Source organism: Nocardioides luteus (assembly GCF_015752315.1).
Classification (GTDB): Bacteria; Actinomycetota; Actinomycetes; order Propionibacteriales; family Nocardioidaceae; genus Nocardioides.
Genome location: NZ_JADOVJ010000001.1, coordinates 569,555 through 584,132 on the forward strand (window position 1 = coordinate 569,555; position 14,578 = coordinate 584,132).

Consider the following 14,578-nt stretch of genomic DNA (forward strand, 5'->3'; position numbering starts at 1 on the left):
ATAGTCCCATGCCGGACTTCCCGCTCCATCCCGTTCGACGGAGGACTCGATGAGCGTCCCGCTCTACCAGGCCAAGGCCCAGTTCTTCCGCACCCTCGGCCACCCCGCGCGGATCCGCATCCTGGAGCTCCTCGCCGAGCGCGACCACGCCGTCCACGAGCTCCTGGAACGGATCGCGATCGAGCCCAGCAACCTGTCGCAGCAGCTCTCGGTGCTCCGGCGCACCTCGCTCGTGGCCTCCTACCGGCAAGGAAGCGAGGTCGTGTACTCCATCAGCATCCCCGAGGTCCGCGACCTCCTGTTCTCCGCACGCACCATCCTGTTCAACCTCGCCGAGACCCGCAGTGAGTTCGAGGACGAACTGACGGTCGCCGACGACTGACGCCGACCCACCCGCCCGTGAGCAACATCGAAGAGAGTCTGATGACCGACGCACTGCCCCCATGCCCGGAATGTTCCGAGGCCTACTCCTACGAGCAGGGCGCCCTGCTCGTCTGCCCGATGTGCGGACACGAGTGGAATCCCGAGGACACCGAGACCGTCGATGCCGGGCAGATCACCGACGCCCACGGGACCCCGCTCGCCGATGGTGACTCGGTCACGGTGATCAAGGACCTGAAGGTCAAAGGGTCCTCCCTCGTCGTCAAGGTCGGCACCAAGGTCAAGAACATCCGCCTCGGCGACGGCTTCGGCGGCCACGACATCGACTGCAGGATCGACGGCATCGGGCCGATGCAGCTCAAGTCGGACTACGTCAAGAAGAGCTGATCCTCGTGCACATCGAGCAGGTCAAGAAGTACGTCGCGTCCTCGTTGCTCTGCGCCGTCGTGCTCCTGCACTCCCTGGCGATGGCCGCGCTCGGCGCGACCGGTGCCGACAAGGGCGGCGCGCGCGAGGGTCTCTTCGTGATCTCGTTGCTTCTCGGCGTGATGGCCGTCGCCGGCGTACGCCTGATCAACAGGCTCTCGCTGGCCACGCCCTGGTTTCTGCTGACGCCCGTGATCCCGCTGCTCGTCTACTACTTCGTGCTCTGGAGGTAGCCCGACCCGGCGGCCACGCCACGTCCTAGTCGACCGTGTCCCCGGAGGCTGCGCGGAGCTGGCTGAGCAGCGCGGTCACGCCGGGTACGTCCTCGATCCCGGGCTTCTCGAAGACCTCGGTGTTGAGGGAGACCGTGGCCGCCTCGACCACCTCGCGTCCCGCGTCGGTGATGGCGGCGAGGACCACACGGCCGTCGGCGTCGGAGCGGCTGCGGCGTACGAAGCCCTGCTTCTCCAGCCGGGCGACCGCGCTGGTCACCGAGGCCGGGTGGACCTGGAGCCGGGAGCCCAGCTTGGCCATCGGGAGCTGGCCCTCCTGGGTGAAGGAGAGGAGGCGGAGCACCTCGTAGCGGGCGAAGGAGAGGTCGTGGGGGCGCAGCGCGGCATCGACGCGCTCCATGACGAGCTGGTGTACGCGCACGAGCGAGGTCACCAGCGCCATCCCGTCGGCAGCGTCGGCCCAGCCGTGCGCGATCCACTGCCGTTTCGCCTCGCGGATCGGATCCATGCGGGTCAGCATCACACAGATTGTCCCGACGACATGGTCAAGACGGCGAGCCGAAGGTGCCCATCAGGTTGAGGATCACGGCCACGCCGATGACCGTCGCGATCACCGAGAGGGTCACGACGAGGCCCACGGCGACGGAGAAGCCCGCCCCCTCGTGCCGCGCGCCGCGCTGCTGCAGCGCGTAGAGCCGGGCGACGCTGGTGATCAGCGTGCGGCCCTCCTCGGCGTCGAAGCGGAACTGGTCCAGGTCGGGGACCGCCGCGGGGTCGTGCACGGTCCACACGCCCTGATCGGTCTGGTCGTCGTCGGCCTCGATGCGGCGTACGCCGGTCTTCTGGGTGTGCGGCACGTCGCCGAACCAGACGAGGCTGCGGGTGTCCTCGATGATCGCGTAGGAGCTCCGGGTCGGCATCGACACGTGGTAGGTGAAGACCCAGTTCAGCTTGGCGGCCAGCAACGTGGGGTGCCAGCGCTCGTCGGCCAGGTCGAGCTCGACGTCGAACCCGCGCGCCGTCTCGGTCGCCTTGTAGGGCGTGCCGTCGCACACGCGCGCGACATGGTCGAAGAAAGGCCTCGCATGAGGGGACACGACTCAAGAGGTTATCGGTTCCGGGGACTCCGTGGGCTCACTCCGTGGCGTTGGGCGGCACGTCGATCTTGAAGTGGACACGGCCACCGTCGACGTCGTCGACGGTGATGATCGCGTCGTACTTCTCGCCCTCGGAGGTGAGGACGCAGGTCATCTCGGTGCCGACCTTGCCCTCGAGGTCGCCGGGGCAGTCGAGGCCCTCGGGGGTCACGCCGATGGCGTTGGTGAGCTGCTCGGTCGCGATCCGCTCGACCGTCTTCTCCTGCACGTAGTCCTTGCCCGAACCGCAGGCCGTCAGGGCGAGCGACAGCGCCAGCAGAGCCGCGCCGGTCATGGCGCCCGAGAAGGCGCGGGTGCGTGTCATGGGCTCAGCCTAGGGGTAGGCAAAGACCGGACAGACGTACGCCGCACCACCTCGGGCGCCGCAGGGCCGTCAGCCCACCGGCGTGAAGTCGCGCGCCCCGATGAACGAGGGCCGCGGCCTCGGGGCCGAGAACGGCTCGACCGCCGTGTTCTCCACGCTGTTGAACACCAGGAAGACGTTCGAGCGCGGGTACGGCGTGATGTTGCCGTTGGAGCCGTGCATGCAGTTGCAGTCGAACATGACCGCGCTGCCGGCAGCACCGGCCAGCACGTCGATCCCGTAGACGTTCGCCATCTTCGTGATCGTCTCCTGGTCCGGGGTGCCCGCGCCCTGCATCACCAGCGAGGACTTGTAGTTGTCCTCGGGAGTGGCGCCGCCGCACGAGACGTACGTCCGGTGCGTCCCGGGCATGATCATCAGCGGCCCGTTGAAGGAGTGGTTGTCGGTCAGCGAGATGGAGATGCTGACCGTCCGCATCCGGGGCAGGCCGTCCTCGGCGTGCCAGGTCTCGAAGTCGGAGTGCCAGTAGAAGTCGCCGCCGCCGAAGCCGGGCTTGAGGTTGATCCGGCTCTGGTGGATGTAGACGTCCGAGCCGAGGATCTGCCGGGCGCGGCCGACCACGCGTGGGTCGGCCGCCAGCCGGGCGACGACGTCGCTGGTGCGGTGCACCTCGAAGATCGAGCGCACCTCCTGGGAGGAGGACTCGATGATCGTGCGTTCGTCGGCCCGGGTCTCCGGGTCGTTGCTGAGCCGACGCAGCTCGGCGCGGAGCTCCTCGACCTCCTCGGGGGTGATGAGGTCGGGCACGGTCAGGTAGCCGCGCTCGTCGTAGGAGTCGAGCGTCTGCTGGTCGATCGGCCCGTCGGCGGCCGTACCCCAGACGACCTGGTCCTGCCGGGGGAGCACGGAGAAGCCGTCCTCGAGGCGGGTGGGGTACACGTCCTCGGCGTGTTCGGTGGTAGCGGTCATGCAGTTACCTCCTTGGTCTCGGTGAGGAGCGGGTAGACGCCGTCGGCGTCGTGCACCTCACGACCGGTGACAGGCGGGTTGAAGGTGCAGATCAGACGCAGGTCCGTCGTGGCGGTGACGGTGTGCTTGTCGTGCTTGTCGAGCAGGTAGCACATCCCGTCGCGGATCTCGTACGTCTCTCCCGTCTCGCGGTCGAGGAGCTCGCCCTCACCGCCGACGCAGTAGACGCACTCGATGTGGTTGGCGTACCAGAACTCATTCGTCGTCCCGGCCGGGATGTTGGTCTCGTGGAAGGAGAAGCCGACGCCCTCGCGGGCCAGCACGATCCGGCGGCTGCGCCAGGCCCCGTGCTCGGACTCGACGCGTACGTCTCGGTCGGTGTCGTCGAGGTCTTCCAGATAGGTGACGCGCATGTTCTCTCCGTTTCGGGTCTCGGGGCGGTCAGGCCGGGGTGCCGTCGCCGAGGACGGACGCGGTGGCCTCGTCGAGGACGTCCAGACCGCGCGCGAGCTCCTCGGAGGTGATGGTCAGCGGCGGCATCGTCTTGAGCACCTCGTCCTCGGGACCGGAGGTCTCGACCAGCAGGCCGTGCTCGTACGCCGCGGCCGCGATCTTCCCGGCCGAGCTGGCGTCCGGGAAGGCGATGCCGGTCAGGAGACCGCGACCGCGGACGGCCGCACCCTCGTACCGATCGGCGATCTTCGTCAGCCCCGTGCGCAGCTCGGCGGCCTTCGCCTGGACGTCCTTCTGGAAGGACTGGTCGGCCCAGTAGGTCTCCAGCGCCACCCGGGCGGTGACGAAGGCGAGGTTGTGGCCGCGGAAGGTGCCGTTGTGCTCGCCGGGCTCGAACTGGTCCAGATCGGGCCGGATCAGGGTCAGCGCCATCGGCAGGCCGAAGCCGGAGATCGACTTCGACAGGCAGACGATGTCGGGGGTGAATCCGGCCTCCTCGAAGCTGAAGAAGGTGCCGGTCCGGCCGCAGCCGGCCTGCACGTCGTCGAGGATCAGGATGATGTCGTGCTCGCGGCACAGGTCCGAGAGCGCCTTGAGCCACTCCAGCCGGGCGGCGCTGAGGCCGCCCTCGCCCTGGACGGACTCCACGATGATCGCGGCCGGCTTGTCGACGCCGGAGCCGCTGTCCTGGAGCACCCGCTCCAGCCACATGAAGTCGTCGACGGCACCGTTGAAGTAGTCGTCGTACGGGATCTTCGAGCTGTTGGTCAGCGGGATGCCCGCGCCCCTGCGCTTCATCGAGTTGCCGGTCACCGACAGCGAGCCGAGGGTCATCCCGTGGAACGCGTTGGTGAAGGACAGCACGTGCTGGCGTCCCGTCGCCTTGCGGGCCAGCTTGAGAGCGGCCTCGACGGAGTTGGTCCCGGTCGGACCCGGGAACATCACCTTGTAGTCGAGGTTGCGCGGCTCGAGGATCAGGTCCGAGAAGGCCTGCAGGAAGTCCCGCTTGGCGCTGGTGTGCATGTCCAGCGAGTGCACGATGCGGCCCTCGCGAAGATAGTCGAGCAGGGGATCGAGCAGCGCGGGGTTGTTGTGCCCGTAGTTGAGCGCGCCCGCTCCGGCGAAGAAGTCCAGGAACTCCCTCCCGTCCTCGCTGGTGACGGTGGAGCCCTGGGAGTGGGTCATCACCGCCGGCCAGCTGCGGCAGTAGCTGCGGACCTGTGACTCGAGGGAGTCGAAGATCGCGGTGGCGGGTTCGGCGGTCGTCGTCATGGACATGACACCTCCGTGTGTCGTCGATCCCGAGCCGGTGTTCCGGTCGGGTCGTGCGGTCGAGAACGGGCCGATGCGGAACAGCAGCTCCGGGTCGTGCCCGTCGGGGAACATCGCGGCCTCGAAGAGCGGCGTGCGCTCGATCGGGGCGCTGCGTGCGTTCGCGAACGAGGTGAACAGCGCGATGGAGGCGCTGTTGTCCGCGGTGATGGTCGTCTCCAGGCGGCGTACGCCCTCGCCGGAGAGGCTGTCGACGAGCGTGTCGAGCATGCGGCGGGCCAGACCCTGGCCGCGGTGCCGCTCGTCGACGGCGACCTGCCAGATCATCAGGGTCTCCGGCTCGTCCGGCCGCCGGTAGCCGATGACGAATCCTCCTGGATCGTCATCGACGGTCGCGACGATCGAGGTTGCCGCGAAGTCGCGCGCCCACAGCAGGTAGGCGTACGAGGTGTTGACGTCGAGTACCCGAGAGTCCCGTGCCATCCGCCACAGATGCTGACCGTCCTGGAGGTCCGGTGAGCGGAAGTCGACTCGGGTAGCCGACTTCGGGCGGGGCACGCTGCCAGTCGAATTGCGATGTGGCATCGCCAAGCGACGCTAACAGGATGCCGGGAAGGAGGCCCGGGGCGAGTCCGCACTGCGATATGCGGGCCGACGCGTGGTGCCTCGCCCCGGCGAGGTCGGATCAGGCAGACGTACGCCGCACCAGCTCGGGCGCGAAGACGACCCGGCGAGGGATCGTGGTGCCGCCGTCGAGCTGGGCGAGGAGGAGCCGGACGGCCTCCCTCGCCATGTCTCCTATCGGGTTCTTGACCGTGGTGAGCGGGGGAGTGGTGCGCTCGGCGATGCCGAGGTCGTCGTAGCCGACGACCGCGATGTCGTCGGGTACGCGGCGGCCCGCCCGGCCGAGCACGCGGAGGGCGCCCGCGGCCATCAGGTCGGAGGCGACCATCAGGCCGTCGATGTCCGGATGGTCACGGAGCAGGATCTCGCAGGCGGCCTCGCCGCCGTCCTCGGTGAAGTCGCCCTCGACGACCGCATCGGTGGCGAGCCCGGCGGCCTCGAGGGCGGCCCGCCATCCCGCGGCCCGGTCGGTGCCGGCGCTCATGTCGATGGGACCGGTGATGGTGCCGATGCGACGACAGCCGCGCTCGATCAGGATGTTGGTGACCTGGCGGGCGCCGGCGATGTTGTCGGGGTCGGTGTAGAAGACCTTCTCCGCGCCGGTCAACGGCCGGCCGATGAACGCGGCCGGCAGCCCGATGGCCGCGAGGTGGTCGGCGAGGGCGTCGTTGCGGTGGTGGGAGACTACGATCGCACCGTCGACGTGGCCGCCGCGCAGGTAGCGCAGCGTCCGCTGCATCTCGTCGCCCGGCTGCGCGATCAGCAGCACGACCTGCAGGTCGCGCTGGGCGAGAACCTGGGTCACGACGTGCAGGGTGCGGGCGAAGAACGGGTCGGCGAAGACGCGCTCGTCCGACTCCGGCACGACCATCGCGACGGTGTCGGTCCGGCGCGTCACCAGGGAGCGAGCAGCCGGGTTGGGGACGTAGCCCAGCGTCCGTACGGCCTCGGCGACGGCCTCTGCCGCCTTCGCCGAGACCCGCGAGCCGCCGTTGATGGCGCGCGACGCGGTCGCCCGGCTGACACCAGCCAGCCGGGCGACCTCGTCGAGCGTGGGCATGTTCACGGGCGGGCCGGCACCCGGTTGTTGGCGGCGACGTCGGCGAACCAGAGGCCGCTGTCCTTCAGGGTGCGTACCTGGGTCTCGAAGTCCACGTGCACGATCCCGAAGCGGTGCGCGTAGCCGTAGCTCCACTCGAAGTTGTCGAGCAGGGACCAGGCGAAGTAGCCGCGTACGTCCGCACCCTGCTCCATCGCGTCGAGGGTCGCGCGCAGGTGCTGGTCGATGTAGTCGAGACGGGCGGTGTCGTGCACTGCCCCGTCCTCGACCACGTCGTCATAGTAGGCGCCGTTCTCGGTGATGTAGATCGGCGGGGCACCGTATTCGTCGTTGAGCCGGGTCAGCAGCCGGGTCAGCCAGACCGGGTCGATCTCCCAGTCACGGGCGGTCGTGGCACGACCTGTGCGCGGGGTGACGAACTCGGCACCGGGGTACGGGTTCCCCCGCGGCAAGTCGGAGTGGACGAGCCGGCTGCCCAGCACCTCGTCGGGGTCGATCTCGAACGGCTTCGCCGCGATGGCGTTGCCGAAGTAGAAGTTGATCCCGAGCACGTCGAGAGGCGCGGAGATGACCTCGAGGTCGCCCTCGAGCACCCAGTCCTGCCACGGCCGGCCCTGGAAGGTCAGCCCCTCGGTGTCGGCGGCGAGGTCGTCGGCGTACTTGCCCCGGAACAGCGGCTCGAAGAACACCCGGTTGTGCAGGCCGTCGATCCGCCGGGTCATGTCGACGTCCTCGGGCCGGTCGGCGTCGTAGGGGTCGACGACCGTCGGGTTGAGGGTGATGCCGAGGGACTTCCCGTTCTCCGGCGTCGCGCCGCGACTGCGCAGCTCGTTGACCACCAGGCCGTGGCCGAGCATGAGGTGGTGGGCCGCGACGATGCCGGCCACGCCCTCCTGCCGCCCCGGAGCGTGCTGGCCGCCGGAGTAGCCGAGGAACGCCGAGCACCACGGCTCGTTCAGCGTCGTCCAGTTGTCGACGCGGTCGGAGAGCTCGTCGTAGACGGTGGTCGCGTACTCCACGAACCGGTAGGCGGTGTCCCGGCTGGTCCAGCCGCCCTGGTCCTCCAGCGCCTGCGGCAGGTCCCAGTGGTAGAGCGTGATCCACGGGGCGATGTCGGCCTCGAGCAGCTCGTCGACGAGCCGGTTGTAGAAGTCGAGCCCTGCCTGGTTGACCTTGCCGCCGTCGGGACGGATCCGCGGCCACGCCGTCGAGAACCGGTACGAGGCCAGGTTGAGGCGCTTCATCAGCGCGACGTCCTCGGGCATCCGGTGGTAGTGGTCGCACGCCACATCCCCGGTGTCGCCGTTGAGGATCGCCCCGGGCACCCGGGAGAAGGTGTCCCAGTTGCTCGGCGTACGTCCGTCCTCGTCGACCGCTCCCTCGATCTGGTAGGACGCCGTGGCAGCGCCCCAGAGGAAGTTCTCGGGGAAGGTGCGACCCTGGTGAGTCGAGGTGGTCATCCTTTGACGGCTCCTTGCATGATGCCGGACACCAGGTGGCGTCCGGTGGCGATGAACAACAGAAGTAGGGGTACGGTCGCGAGGATCGTTCCGGCCTGGACCAGGGCCATGTCGGCATGTCCCTGACCGGGCGCGACCTTGAGCGCGTCGAGCGCGGTCTGCAGGGTCTGCACGTCGGACCCCTGCAGCACGATCAGCGGCCACATGAAGTCGGTCCACACCTGCATGAAGGTGAACAGACCGAGGATCGCCATCGCGGGACGCGCCGCCGGGATGGCGACGGTCCAGAACGTACGGATCATGGACGCGCCGTCGACGCGGGCCGCGTCGATGAGCTCGTCGGGGATCGCGTCGACGAGGTACTGCCTCATGAAGAAGACACCGAACGCGGTCACCACCCAGGGCAGGATCACGGCGGCGTGCGTGCCGGTCAGACCGAGGTTGGAGAACTGCTTGAGCATCGGCACCAGGGCCAGCTGGGTCGGCACCGCCAGGGTGGCGACGACGAAGACCATCCCCGCGTTGGAGCCGCGGAAGCGGAGCTTGGCGAAGGAGTAGCCGGCCAGCGTCGAGAACAGCACGACCGAGGCCGCCGAGATCCCCGAGACGATGATCGAGTTGAGCAGCGCCGACCAGAAGTCGATCCGGTCGAAGACCCGGCCGGCGTTCTCGAAGAAGTGTCCTCCCGGGACCAGCGGCGGGGGCGACTGGATCGCCCGTTGCCGGGTGACCGAACCGATGACGAAGGACCAGTAGAGGGGGAAGGCCGAGCCCAGCAGGAATGCCGTGAGCAGGCCGTACACAAGGAATCCAGGTCGTCTGCTCATGACGCCGCCCCCGTAGCGCAAGCGCCAGTGTACGGGCGCGGCGTCATGGGATTGAACGCCGCTCGCTTTCGCTCGCTCATCGCAGGCTCCTTCGCTGGACGGCCCGGGTGACCAGGAAGTTGACCAGTGCGATCCCCACGATGATGAGGAAGAGCACCCAGGCGGCGGCGGCCGCACGTGGATACGGGTTGGTCGTGGTCTGGGCGGTGTTGAAGACGTACATCGTCAGGGTCGTGTACTGGAAGTCGGAGCCGCCCTGGAAGCGGAGGTTGGTGTCGAAGATCCGGGGCTCGGTGAAGATCTGCAGGCCGCCGATGGTCGAGGTGACGATGACGAAGATCATCGTCGGCCGGATCGAGGGCAGCGTGACGTTGAAGAACTGCTTCACCTTGGAGGCTCCGTCGATCTCCGCCGCCTCGTAGAGGTCCCGCGGGATCGCCTGCATGGCGGCGAGGATGATCAGCGCGTTGTAGCCGGTCCAGCGCCAGTTGACCATGGTCGCGATCGCGGTCCAGCTCGCGAACCGGTCGGCGTGCCACGGCACCTTCGGGAGGCCGAAGCCGTCGAGCGTCTGGTTGATCAGGCCCGTGCCGTCGGCGAAGATCGCGCCGAAGATCATCGCGGACGCCGCGGGAGCGACCACGAAGGGCAGCAGGATGCTCATCCGCCACAGGGTGCGGCCCCGGAGCCGGGTGTCGAGCAGCGCGGCGAGGATCGTCGCCACGATGATCTGTGGAACCGAGGAGAGCAGGAACATCCCGATGGTGTTCCAGAAGGCCTTGCGGAAGACCGAGTCACCGAGGACGTGGGCGTAGTTGTCCCAGCCGACCCACGAACCGATCTCGGAACCGTAGGCGGGCCAGGAGAAGAAGGACAGGTAGCCGGTGTAGAGCATCGGGTAGAGCCCGATGAGGATGAACACCAGGAAGAACGGCGCGACGTACAGGTAGGGCGAGAGCTTGAAGTCCCACCGGGAGAGCCGGTTACGCCACGCCTGGCGGCGGGGTGCTGCCCCGGTCGAGGGCGCCGGGGTGGCGTTCTCGACCGGGGCAGAGGTGGTGGTCGGCATGGATCAGGACATTCCTTCGACGCCCTCGACGAAGGTCGCCCACGACTTGTCGGGGTCGGTGCCCTCGTCCACACGTCGGATCGCCTGCTGGAAGAGGCCCAGGATGTCGGAGTACTTGTCACCCTTGAACGGCACACCCGCCGGCACGGCCTTCGCCCGGTTGGCGAGGATCTGCGAGGTGGGGGCGTCGTTGAAGTAGGGGTCCGTGGCGTTCTCGGCGGCCAGGGTCTCCTGCGCCTCCAGGTTCGCCGGGAAGTTGCCGGCCACCTTGGAAGCGGCGACCTCGGACTCGGCGTTGGTCAGGTAGTTGGCGAACTCCTTGGCCTCCTCCTGGTGCTGCGACTGCGCCGGGACGGCGAGGTAGGAGCCGCCCCAGTTGCCGCCGCCGCCCGGGAAGGCGTCGACGATGTCCCAGCCCTTCACGTCAGGCGCGGAGTCCTTGATGTTGGCGAACATCCAGCCCGGGCACGGGATGGTGGCGAAACCGTCGTTGGTGAAGTTGGCCATCCAGTCCTCGCCCCACTGCTCGACCTTCGTCGAGAGGGTGGGGGCGTACTGCGAGACCGTGTCGTAGACGTTCCGGAGCTCCGGGTTGTCGACGTCGATCTTCTGGTCCTTGGTCTGGAAGGGGTACTCCACCTGGTTGAGCATCGCCTGGGCGATCGCGCCGCTGGAGTCGTACCAAGCCGTGTTCGGCACCTTCTTCTTGAACTGCTCGCCGGTGGCGAAGTAGGTGTCCCAGTCCTTGAAGAGGGCCTTCACGGACTCGCGGTCGGACGGGAGGCCGGCCTTCTCGAAGAGGTCGGCGCGGTAGCAGAACGCCTCGGGGCCGGCGTCGGTCGGGTAACCGATCTGCTTGCCGTCGGCGGTCTGGCCCTCGAGGTACTTCGACTCCATCCAGCGGCTGTCGAGCTCCTTGTCGGTGAGGTCGACGAACTGCTCGGAGGCGCCCTCGGCGACGAGCGCGGGCATCATGTCGCCCTCGACGGCGACGATGTCGGTGAGACCTTCACCCGACTGCAGGCCGGTGGTGAGGCTCTGCTTCCAGGTGTCCCACTCGGCGACCACGGTCTGCTTGACCTTGAAGGGACGGTCAGGGTCGGCGTTCCACTGCTCGATGAGGTCGCCGTAGCCGAACTCGCTGAACGTCGTGATGGTCAGGGTGTCGTCCTTGCCGAGCGCAGCCTGCTCGTCGTCGCCACCGTCACCGCCGCAGGCGGCCAGGCCGGCGACGAGGGAGGCGACCGCGCACGCGGCGAGGGCGGTCCGTGGCGCACGGCGCCATGACTTGGAGATCTTGGACACGGGGGTGCTCCTGCACGTCTGTGTGGGGAGTGAGAGCGCTTCCACTCTCGGGACTAGGGAGAGTGTGAGTGTGCTCACAACTCCCTGTCAAGAGGCGCGTGAGTAACGATTTTGTTGTGGTGGGAGCGCTTCCACTTTATTGGTGAGAAATCACCCTCAGCAGGCGAGCTGTCTCGGCGGCCATGGCGTCCCGGCCCGCGCCGAGGTAGCGCCGCTGGTCGACCAGGGCGGGGTCGGCTCCGAGGGTCTCCCGCACCGCGGCCGTGAAGGCCTTGTTGAGCTGGGTCGCGACGTTGATCTTCGTCATCCCGGCCGCGATCGCGGCCCGGAGCCCGTCGTCGCTGACCCCGGAGGAGCCGTGCAGGACCAGCGGTACGTCGACCGCCCGCCGGATCGCCGAGATCAGTGCCTCGTCCAGGGCCGCGTCGCGGGTGGTCATCTTGTGGCTCGAGCCGACCGCGACGGCGAGGGCGTCCACGCCCGTGGCGGCGACGAAGGCTGCGGCCTGGGCCGGGTCGGTGCGTGCGCCGGGCGCGTGGACGCCGTTCTTGCCGCCGACCTCGCCCAGCTCGGCCTCGACGTGGGCGCCGCGGTCGTGGCAGCGGCGGACGACGGCGGCGGTGCGGGTCAGGTTCTCCTCGTAGGCGAGCTGGGAGGCGTCGTACATCACCGACGAGAAGCCGAGGTCGATCGCGATCCCGACCAGGCGCTCGTCGGTCGCGTGGTCCAGGTGGAGCGAGATCGGCATCGCGGCGTTCGACGCGACCGCGATCGCGGCGTGGGCCAGTGGCGCCAGGCCGCCGTGGTAGCGGACCGCGTTCTCGCTGATCTGCACGATGACCGGGTGGTTCGCCGACTCGGCTCCCGCCGCGATCGCCTCGACGGTTTCCAGATTGACCGCGTTGAAGGCGGCGACGCCGCGGCCTGTCTCGTAGGCAGCGCTGACGAGCGCGGCCGTGGTCGTGAGGGTCACTCGGCTCTCCTCATGGTGGAAGTGTCGCAGGCTGAAGACAACGAAACGGCCGCCGACTCGAGGAGTCGGCGGCCGTCGTAGAGCGGAGGTCAGGCCTACTTGTTGGCCTTACGAGCCCGCGACGCGATCTTGGCCCGCTCGTTCTGGTCGAGGATGACCTTGCGGATGCGGATCTGGTCCGGGGTGATCTCGACGCACTCGTCCTCGCGGCAGAACTCCAGGCACTGCTCGAGGGAGAGCTTCTTCGGCGGGATCAGCTTCTCGAAGTTGTCGGAGGTGGCGGACCGGATGTTGGTCTGCTGCTTCTCCTTGGTGATGTTGACGTCCATGTCGTCCTGGCGGGAGTTCTCGCCGACGATCATGCCCTCGTAGACCTCGGTGGTGGGCTCGACGAAGAGGACGCCACGCTCCTGGAGCGAGGTCATCGCGTAGGCCGAGGCAGCGCCGGCGCGGTCGGCGACCAGCGAGCCGTTGTTGCGCGAGCGGATCTCGCCGGCCCACGGGAAGTAGCCCTCGGAGATGTGGTGGGCGATGCCGGTGCCGCGGGTCTCGGTGAGGAAGTCGGTGCGGAAGCCGATCAGGCCGCGGGAGGGGACGATGAACTCCATCCGGACCCAGCCGGTGCCGTGGTTGGTCATGCCCTCCATGCGGCCCTTGCGGTTGGCGAGCAGCTCGGTGATGGTGCCGAGGAACTCCTCCGGGGCGTCGATGGTGAGGCGCTCGAACGGCTCGTGGAGCTTGCCGTCGATCTCGCGGGTGACCACCTGCGGCTTGCCGACGGTCAGCTCGTAGCCCTCGCGACGCATCTGCTCGACCAGGATCGCCAGCGCCAGCTCACCGCGGCCCTGGACCTCCCAGGCGTCGGGACGGTCGGTGGGCAGCACCCGCAGCGACACGTTGCCGATCAGCTCCTGGTCGAGGCGGTCCTTGACCATGCGAGCGGTCACCTTGGCGCCCTTGACCTTGCCGACCAGCGGCGAGGTGTTGGTGCCGATGGTCATCGAGATGGCCGGGTCGTCGACGTGGATCAGCGGCAGCGCGACCGGGTTCTCCGGGTCGGCCAGCGTCTCGCCGATCATGATCTCGGGGATGCCCGCGACGGCGACGATGTCACCGGGGCCGGCCTCCTCGCCGGGCTTGCGCTCGAGGCCGTCGGTGATGAGCAGCTCGGTGATGCGTACGTTCTTGGTCTCGCCGTCACGCTTCATCCAGGCGACGTTCTGGCCCTTCTTCAGGGTGCCCTGGTGGATGCGGACCAGCGCGAGGCGGCCGAGGAACGGGGAGGCGTCGAGGTTGGTGACGTGGGCTTGCAGCGGCGCGCCGGCCTCGTAGGTCGGGGCCGGGATGGTCTCCAGGATCGTGGAGAAGAGCGGTTCGAGGTCCTTGGAGTCGGGCAGGGTGCCGTTCTCCGGCTGCTCGAGGCTCGCCACGCCGGCCTTGCCGGAGGCGTAGATCACCGGGAAGTCGAGCGCGTCCTGGCTGTGGGAGTCGTCGAGCAGGTCCATGAAGAGCTCGTACGTCTCGTCGACGACCTCCTCGATGCGGGCGTCGGGGCGGTCGACCTTGTTGACCACCAGCACGACCGGCATGTCGGCGTTGAGCGCCTTGCGCAGCACGAACCGGGTCTGCGGCAGCGGGCCCTCGGAGGCGTCCACCAGCAGCACGATGCCGTCGACCATCGAGAGGCCGCGCTCGACCTCACCACCGAAGTCGGCGTGGCCGGGGGTGTCGATGATGTTGATCGTCATCCCCTCGGGCGCGGACGGCCCGGTGTAGTGGATGGCGGTGTTCTTCGCGAGGATGGTGATGCCCTTCTCGCGCTCCAGGTCACCGGAGTCCATGACGCGGTCCTCGACCGACTCCATGGCGTGCTCGGAGAAAGCACCGGCCTGCTTCAGCATGGCGTCGACCAGCGTGGTCTTGCCGTGGTCGACGTGCGCAACGATGGCGACGTTGCGAAGATTGGCCTTGAGGATCTCGGACATGTGCGAAGCGGCTCGATTTCTGGCGCGGGACGGGACGTCTGATCTTATCCGCCGCGACGTCCTTGACCCGCATCCGGAGA

At 68.3% G+C, this 14,578-nt stretch carries 16 protein-coding genes; 3 read left to right on the plus strand and 13 right to left on the minus strand.

The window, feature by feature from the left end:
• Positions 1–49 precede the first annotated feature (49 nt).
• From HD557_RS02695 to HD557_RS02705, 3 genes are read left to right on the plus strand one after another with little or no spacing between them, the layout of a single operon-like run.
• The gene (locus HD557_RS02695) at positions 50–382 is read left to right on the plus strand and encodes an ArsR/SmtB family transcription factor (RefSeq protein ID WP_008360734.1); all 333 of its coding nucleotides are present in this window, start codon (positions 50–52) and stop codon (positions 380–382) included.
• A gap of 41 nt (positions 383–423) precedes the next feature.
• The gene (locus HD557_RS02700) at positions 424–768 is read left to right on the plus strand and encodes a zinc ribbon domain-containing protein YjdM (RefSeq protein WP_196872734.1); all 345 of its coding nucleotides are present in this window, start codon (positions 424–426) and stop codon (positions 766–768) included.
• A 5-nt stretch (positions 769–773) separates the two neighbouring features.
• The gene (locus HD557_RS02705; protein ID WP_196872735.1) at positions 774–1,040 is read left to right on the plus strand and encodes a transcriptional regulator; all 267 of its coding nucleotides are present in this window, start codon (positions 774–776) and stop codon (positions 1,038–1,040) included.
• 25 nt (positions 1,041–1,065) lie between these two features.
• Here HD557_RS02705 and HD557_RS02710 read toward each other — a convergent pair whose 3' ends face one another.
• From HD557_RS02710 to typA, 13 genes are all read right to left on the minus strand, one after another.
• Positions 1,066–1,560: a MarR family winged helix-turn-helix transcriptional regulator gene (locus HD557_RS02710; RefSeq protein ID WP_040755956.1), complete on the minus strand. Its 495-nt coding sequence runs from the start codon at positions 1,558–1,560 to the stop codon at positions 1,066–1,068.
• A gap of 25 nt (positions 1,561–1,585) precedes the next feature.
• Positions 1,586–2,137, minus strand: coding sequence for a hypothetical protein (locus tag HD557_RS02715; protein ID WP_196872736.1), 552 nt, complete (start codon positions 2,135–2,137; stop codon positions 1,586–1,588).
• Positions 2,138–2,174: 37 nt separating this feature from the next.
• On the minus strand, positions 2,175–2,501 hold the full coding sequence (locus HD557_RS02720) for a DUF4333 domain-containing protein (protein WP_196872737.1): 327 nt from the start codon (positions 2,499–2,501) through the stop codon (positions 2,175–2,177).
• A gap of 69 nt (positions 2,502–2,570) precedes the next feature.
• Positions 2,571–3,470, minus strand: a complete 900-nt coding sequence (gene thpD, locus HD557_RS02725; RefSeq protein ID WP_196872738.1) for an ectoine hydroxylase — start codon at positions 3,468–3,470, stop codon at positions 2,571–2,573.
• A complete protein-coding gene (locus HD557_RS02730) occupies positions 3,467–3,883 on the minus strand; it encodes an ectoine synthase (RefSeq protein WP_196872739.1) in 417 nt (138 codons plus the stop codon). Before HD557_RS02730 ends, thpD begins: the two co-directional genes overlap by 4 nt.
• Positions 3,884–3,911: 28 nt before the next feature.
• Complete coding sequence (gene ectB, locus HD557_RS02735; protein ID WP_269210628.1) at positions 3,912–5,780, minus strand: diaminobutyrate--2-oxoglutarate transaminase; 1,869 nt, start codon at positions 5,778–5,780, stop codon at positions 3,912–3,914.
• Between the two features lie 100 nt (positions 5,781–5,880).
• Positions 5,881–6,879, minus strand: coding sequence for a LacI family DNA-binding transcriptional regulator (locus tag HD557_RS02740; protein ID WP_231380623.1), 999 nt, complete (start codon positions 6,877–6,879; stop codon positions 5,881–5,883).
• A 2-nt stretch (positions 6,880–6,881) separates the two neighbouring features.
• Positions 6,882–8,339 (minus strand): GH1 family beta-glucosidase, encoded by a 1,458-nt coding sequence (locus HD557_RS02745; RefSeq protein WP_008360750.1) that lies wholly within the window; start codon positions 8,337–8,339, stop codon positions 6,882–6,884.
• Positions 8,336–9,166, minus strand: a complete 831-nt coding sequence (locus HD557_RS02750) for a carbohydrate ABC transporter permease (protein ID WP_231380154.1) — start codon at positions 9,164–9,166, stop codon at positions 8,336–8,338. The genes HD557_RS02745 and HD557_RS02750 overlap by 4 nt, the downstream gene beginning before the upstream one ends.
• A gap of 76 nt (positions 9,167–9,242) precedes the next feature.
• A complete protein-coding gene (locus HD557_RS02755) occupies positions 9,243–10,235 on the minus strand; it encodes a carbohydrate ABC transporter permease (RefSeq protein ID WP_008360752.1) in 993 nt (330 codons plus the stop codon).
• A 3-nt stretch (positions 10,236–10,238) separates the two neighbouring features.
• Positions 10,239–11,540 (minus strand): ABC transporter substrate-binding protein, encoded by a 1,302-nt coding sequence (locus HD557_RS02760; RefSeq protein ID WP_008360753.1) that lies wholly within the window; start codon positions 11,538–11,540, stop codon positions 10,239–10,241.
• Between the two features lie 136 nt (positions 11,541–11,676).
• Positions 11,677–12,513, minus strand: a complete 837-nt coding sequence (locus HD557_RS02765; protein WP_196872743.1) for a class II fructose-bisphosphate aldolase — start codon at positions 12,511–12,513, stop codon at positions 11,677–11,679.
• Between the two features lie 95 nt (positions 12,514–12,608).
• Positions 12,609–14,498 carry a translational GTPase TypA gene (gene typA / locus HD557_RS02770; protein ID WP_008360757.1) on the minus strand — a complete coding sequence of 630 codons (1,890 nt, stop codon included), beginning with the start codon at positions 14,496–14,498 and terminating at the stop codon, positions 12,609–12,611.
• Positions 14,499–14,578: the final 80 nt, after the last annotated feature.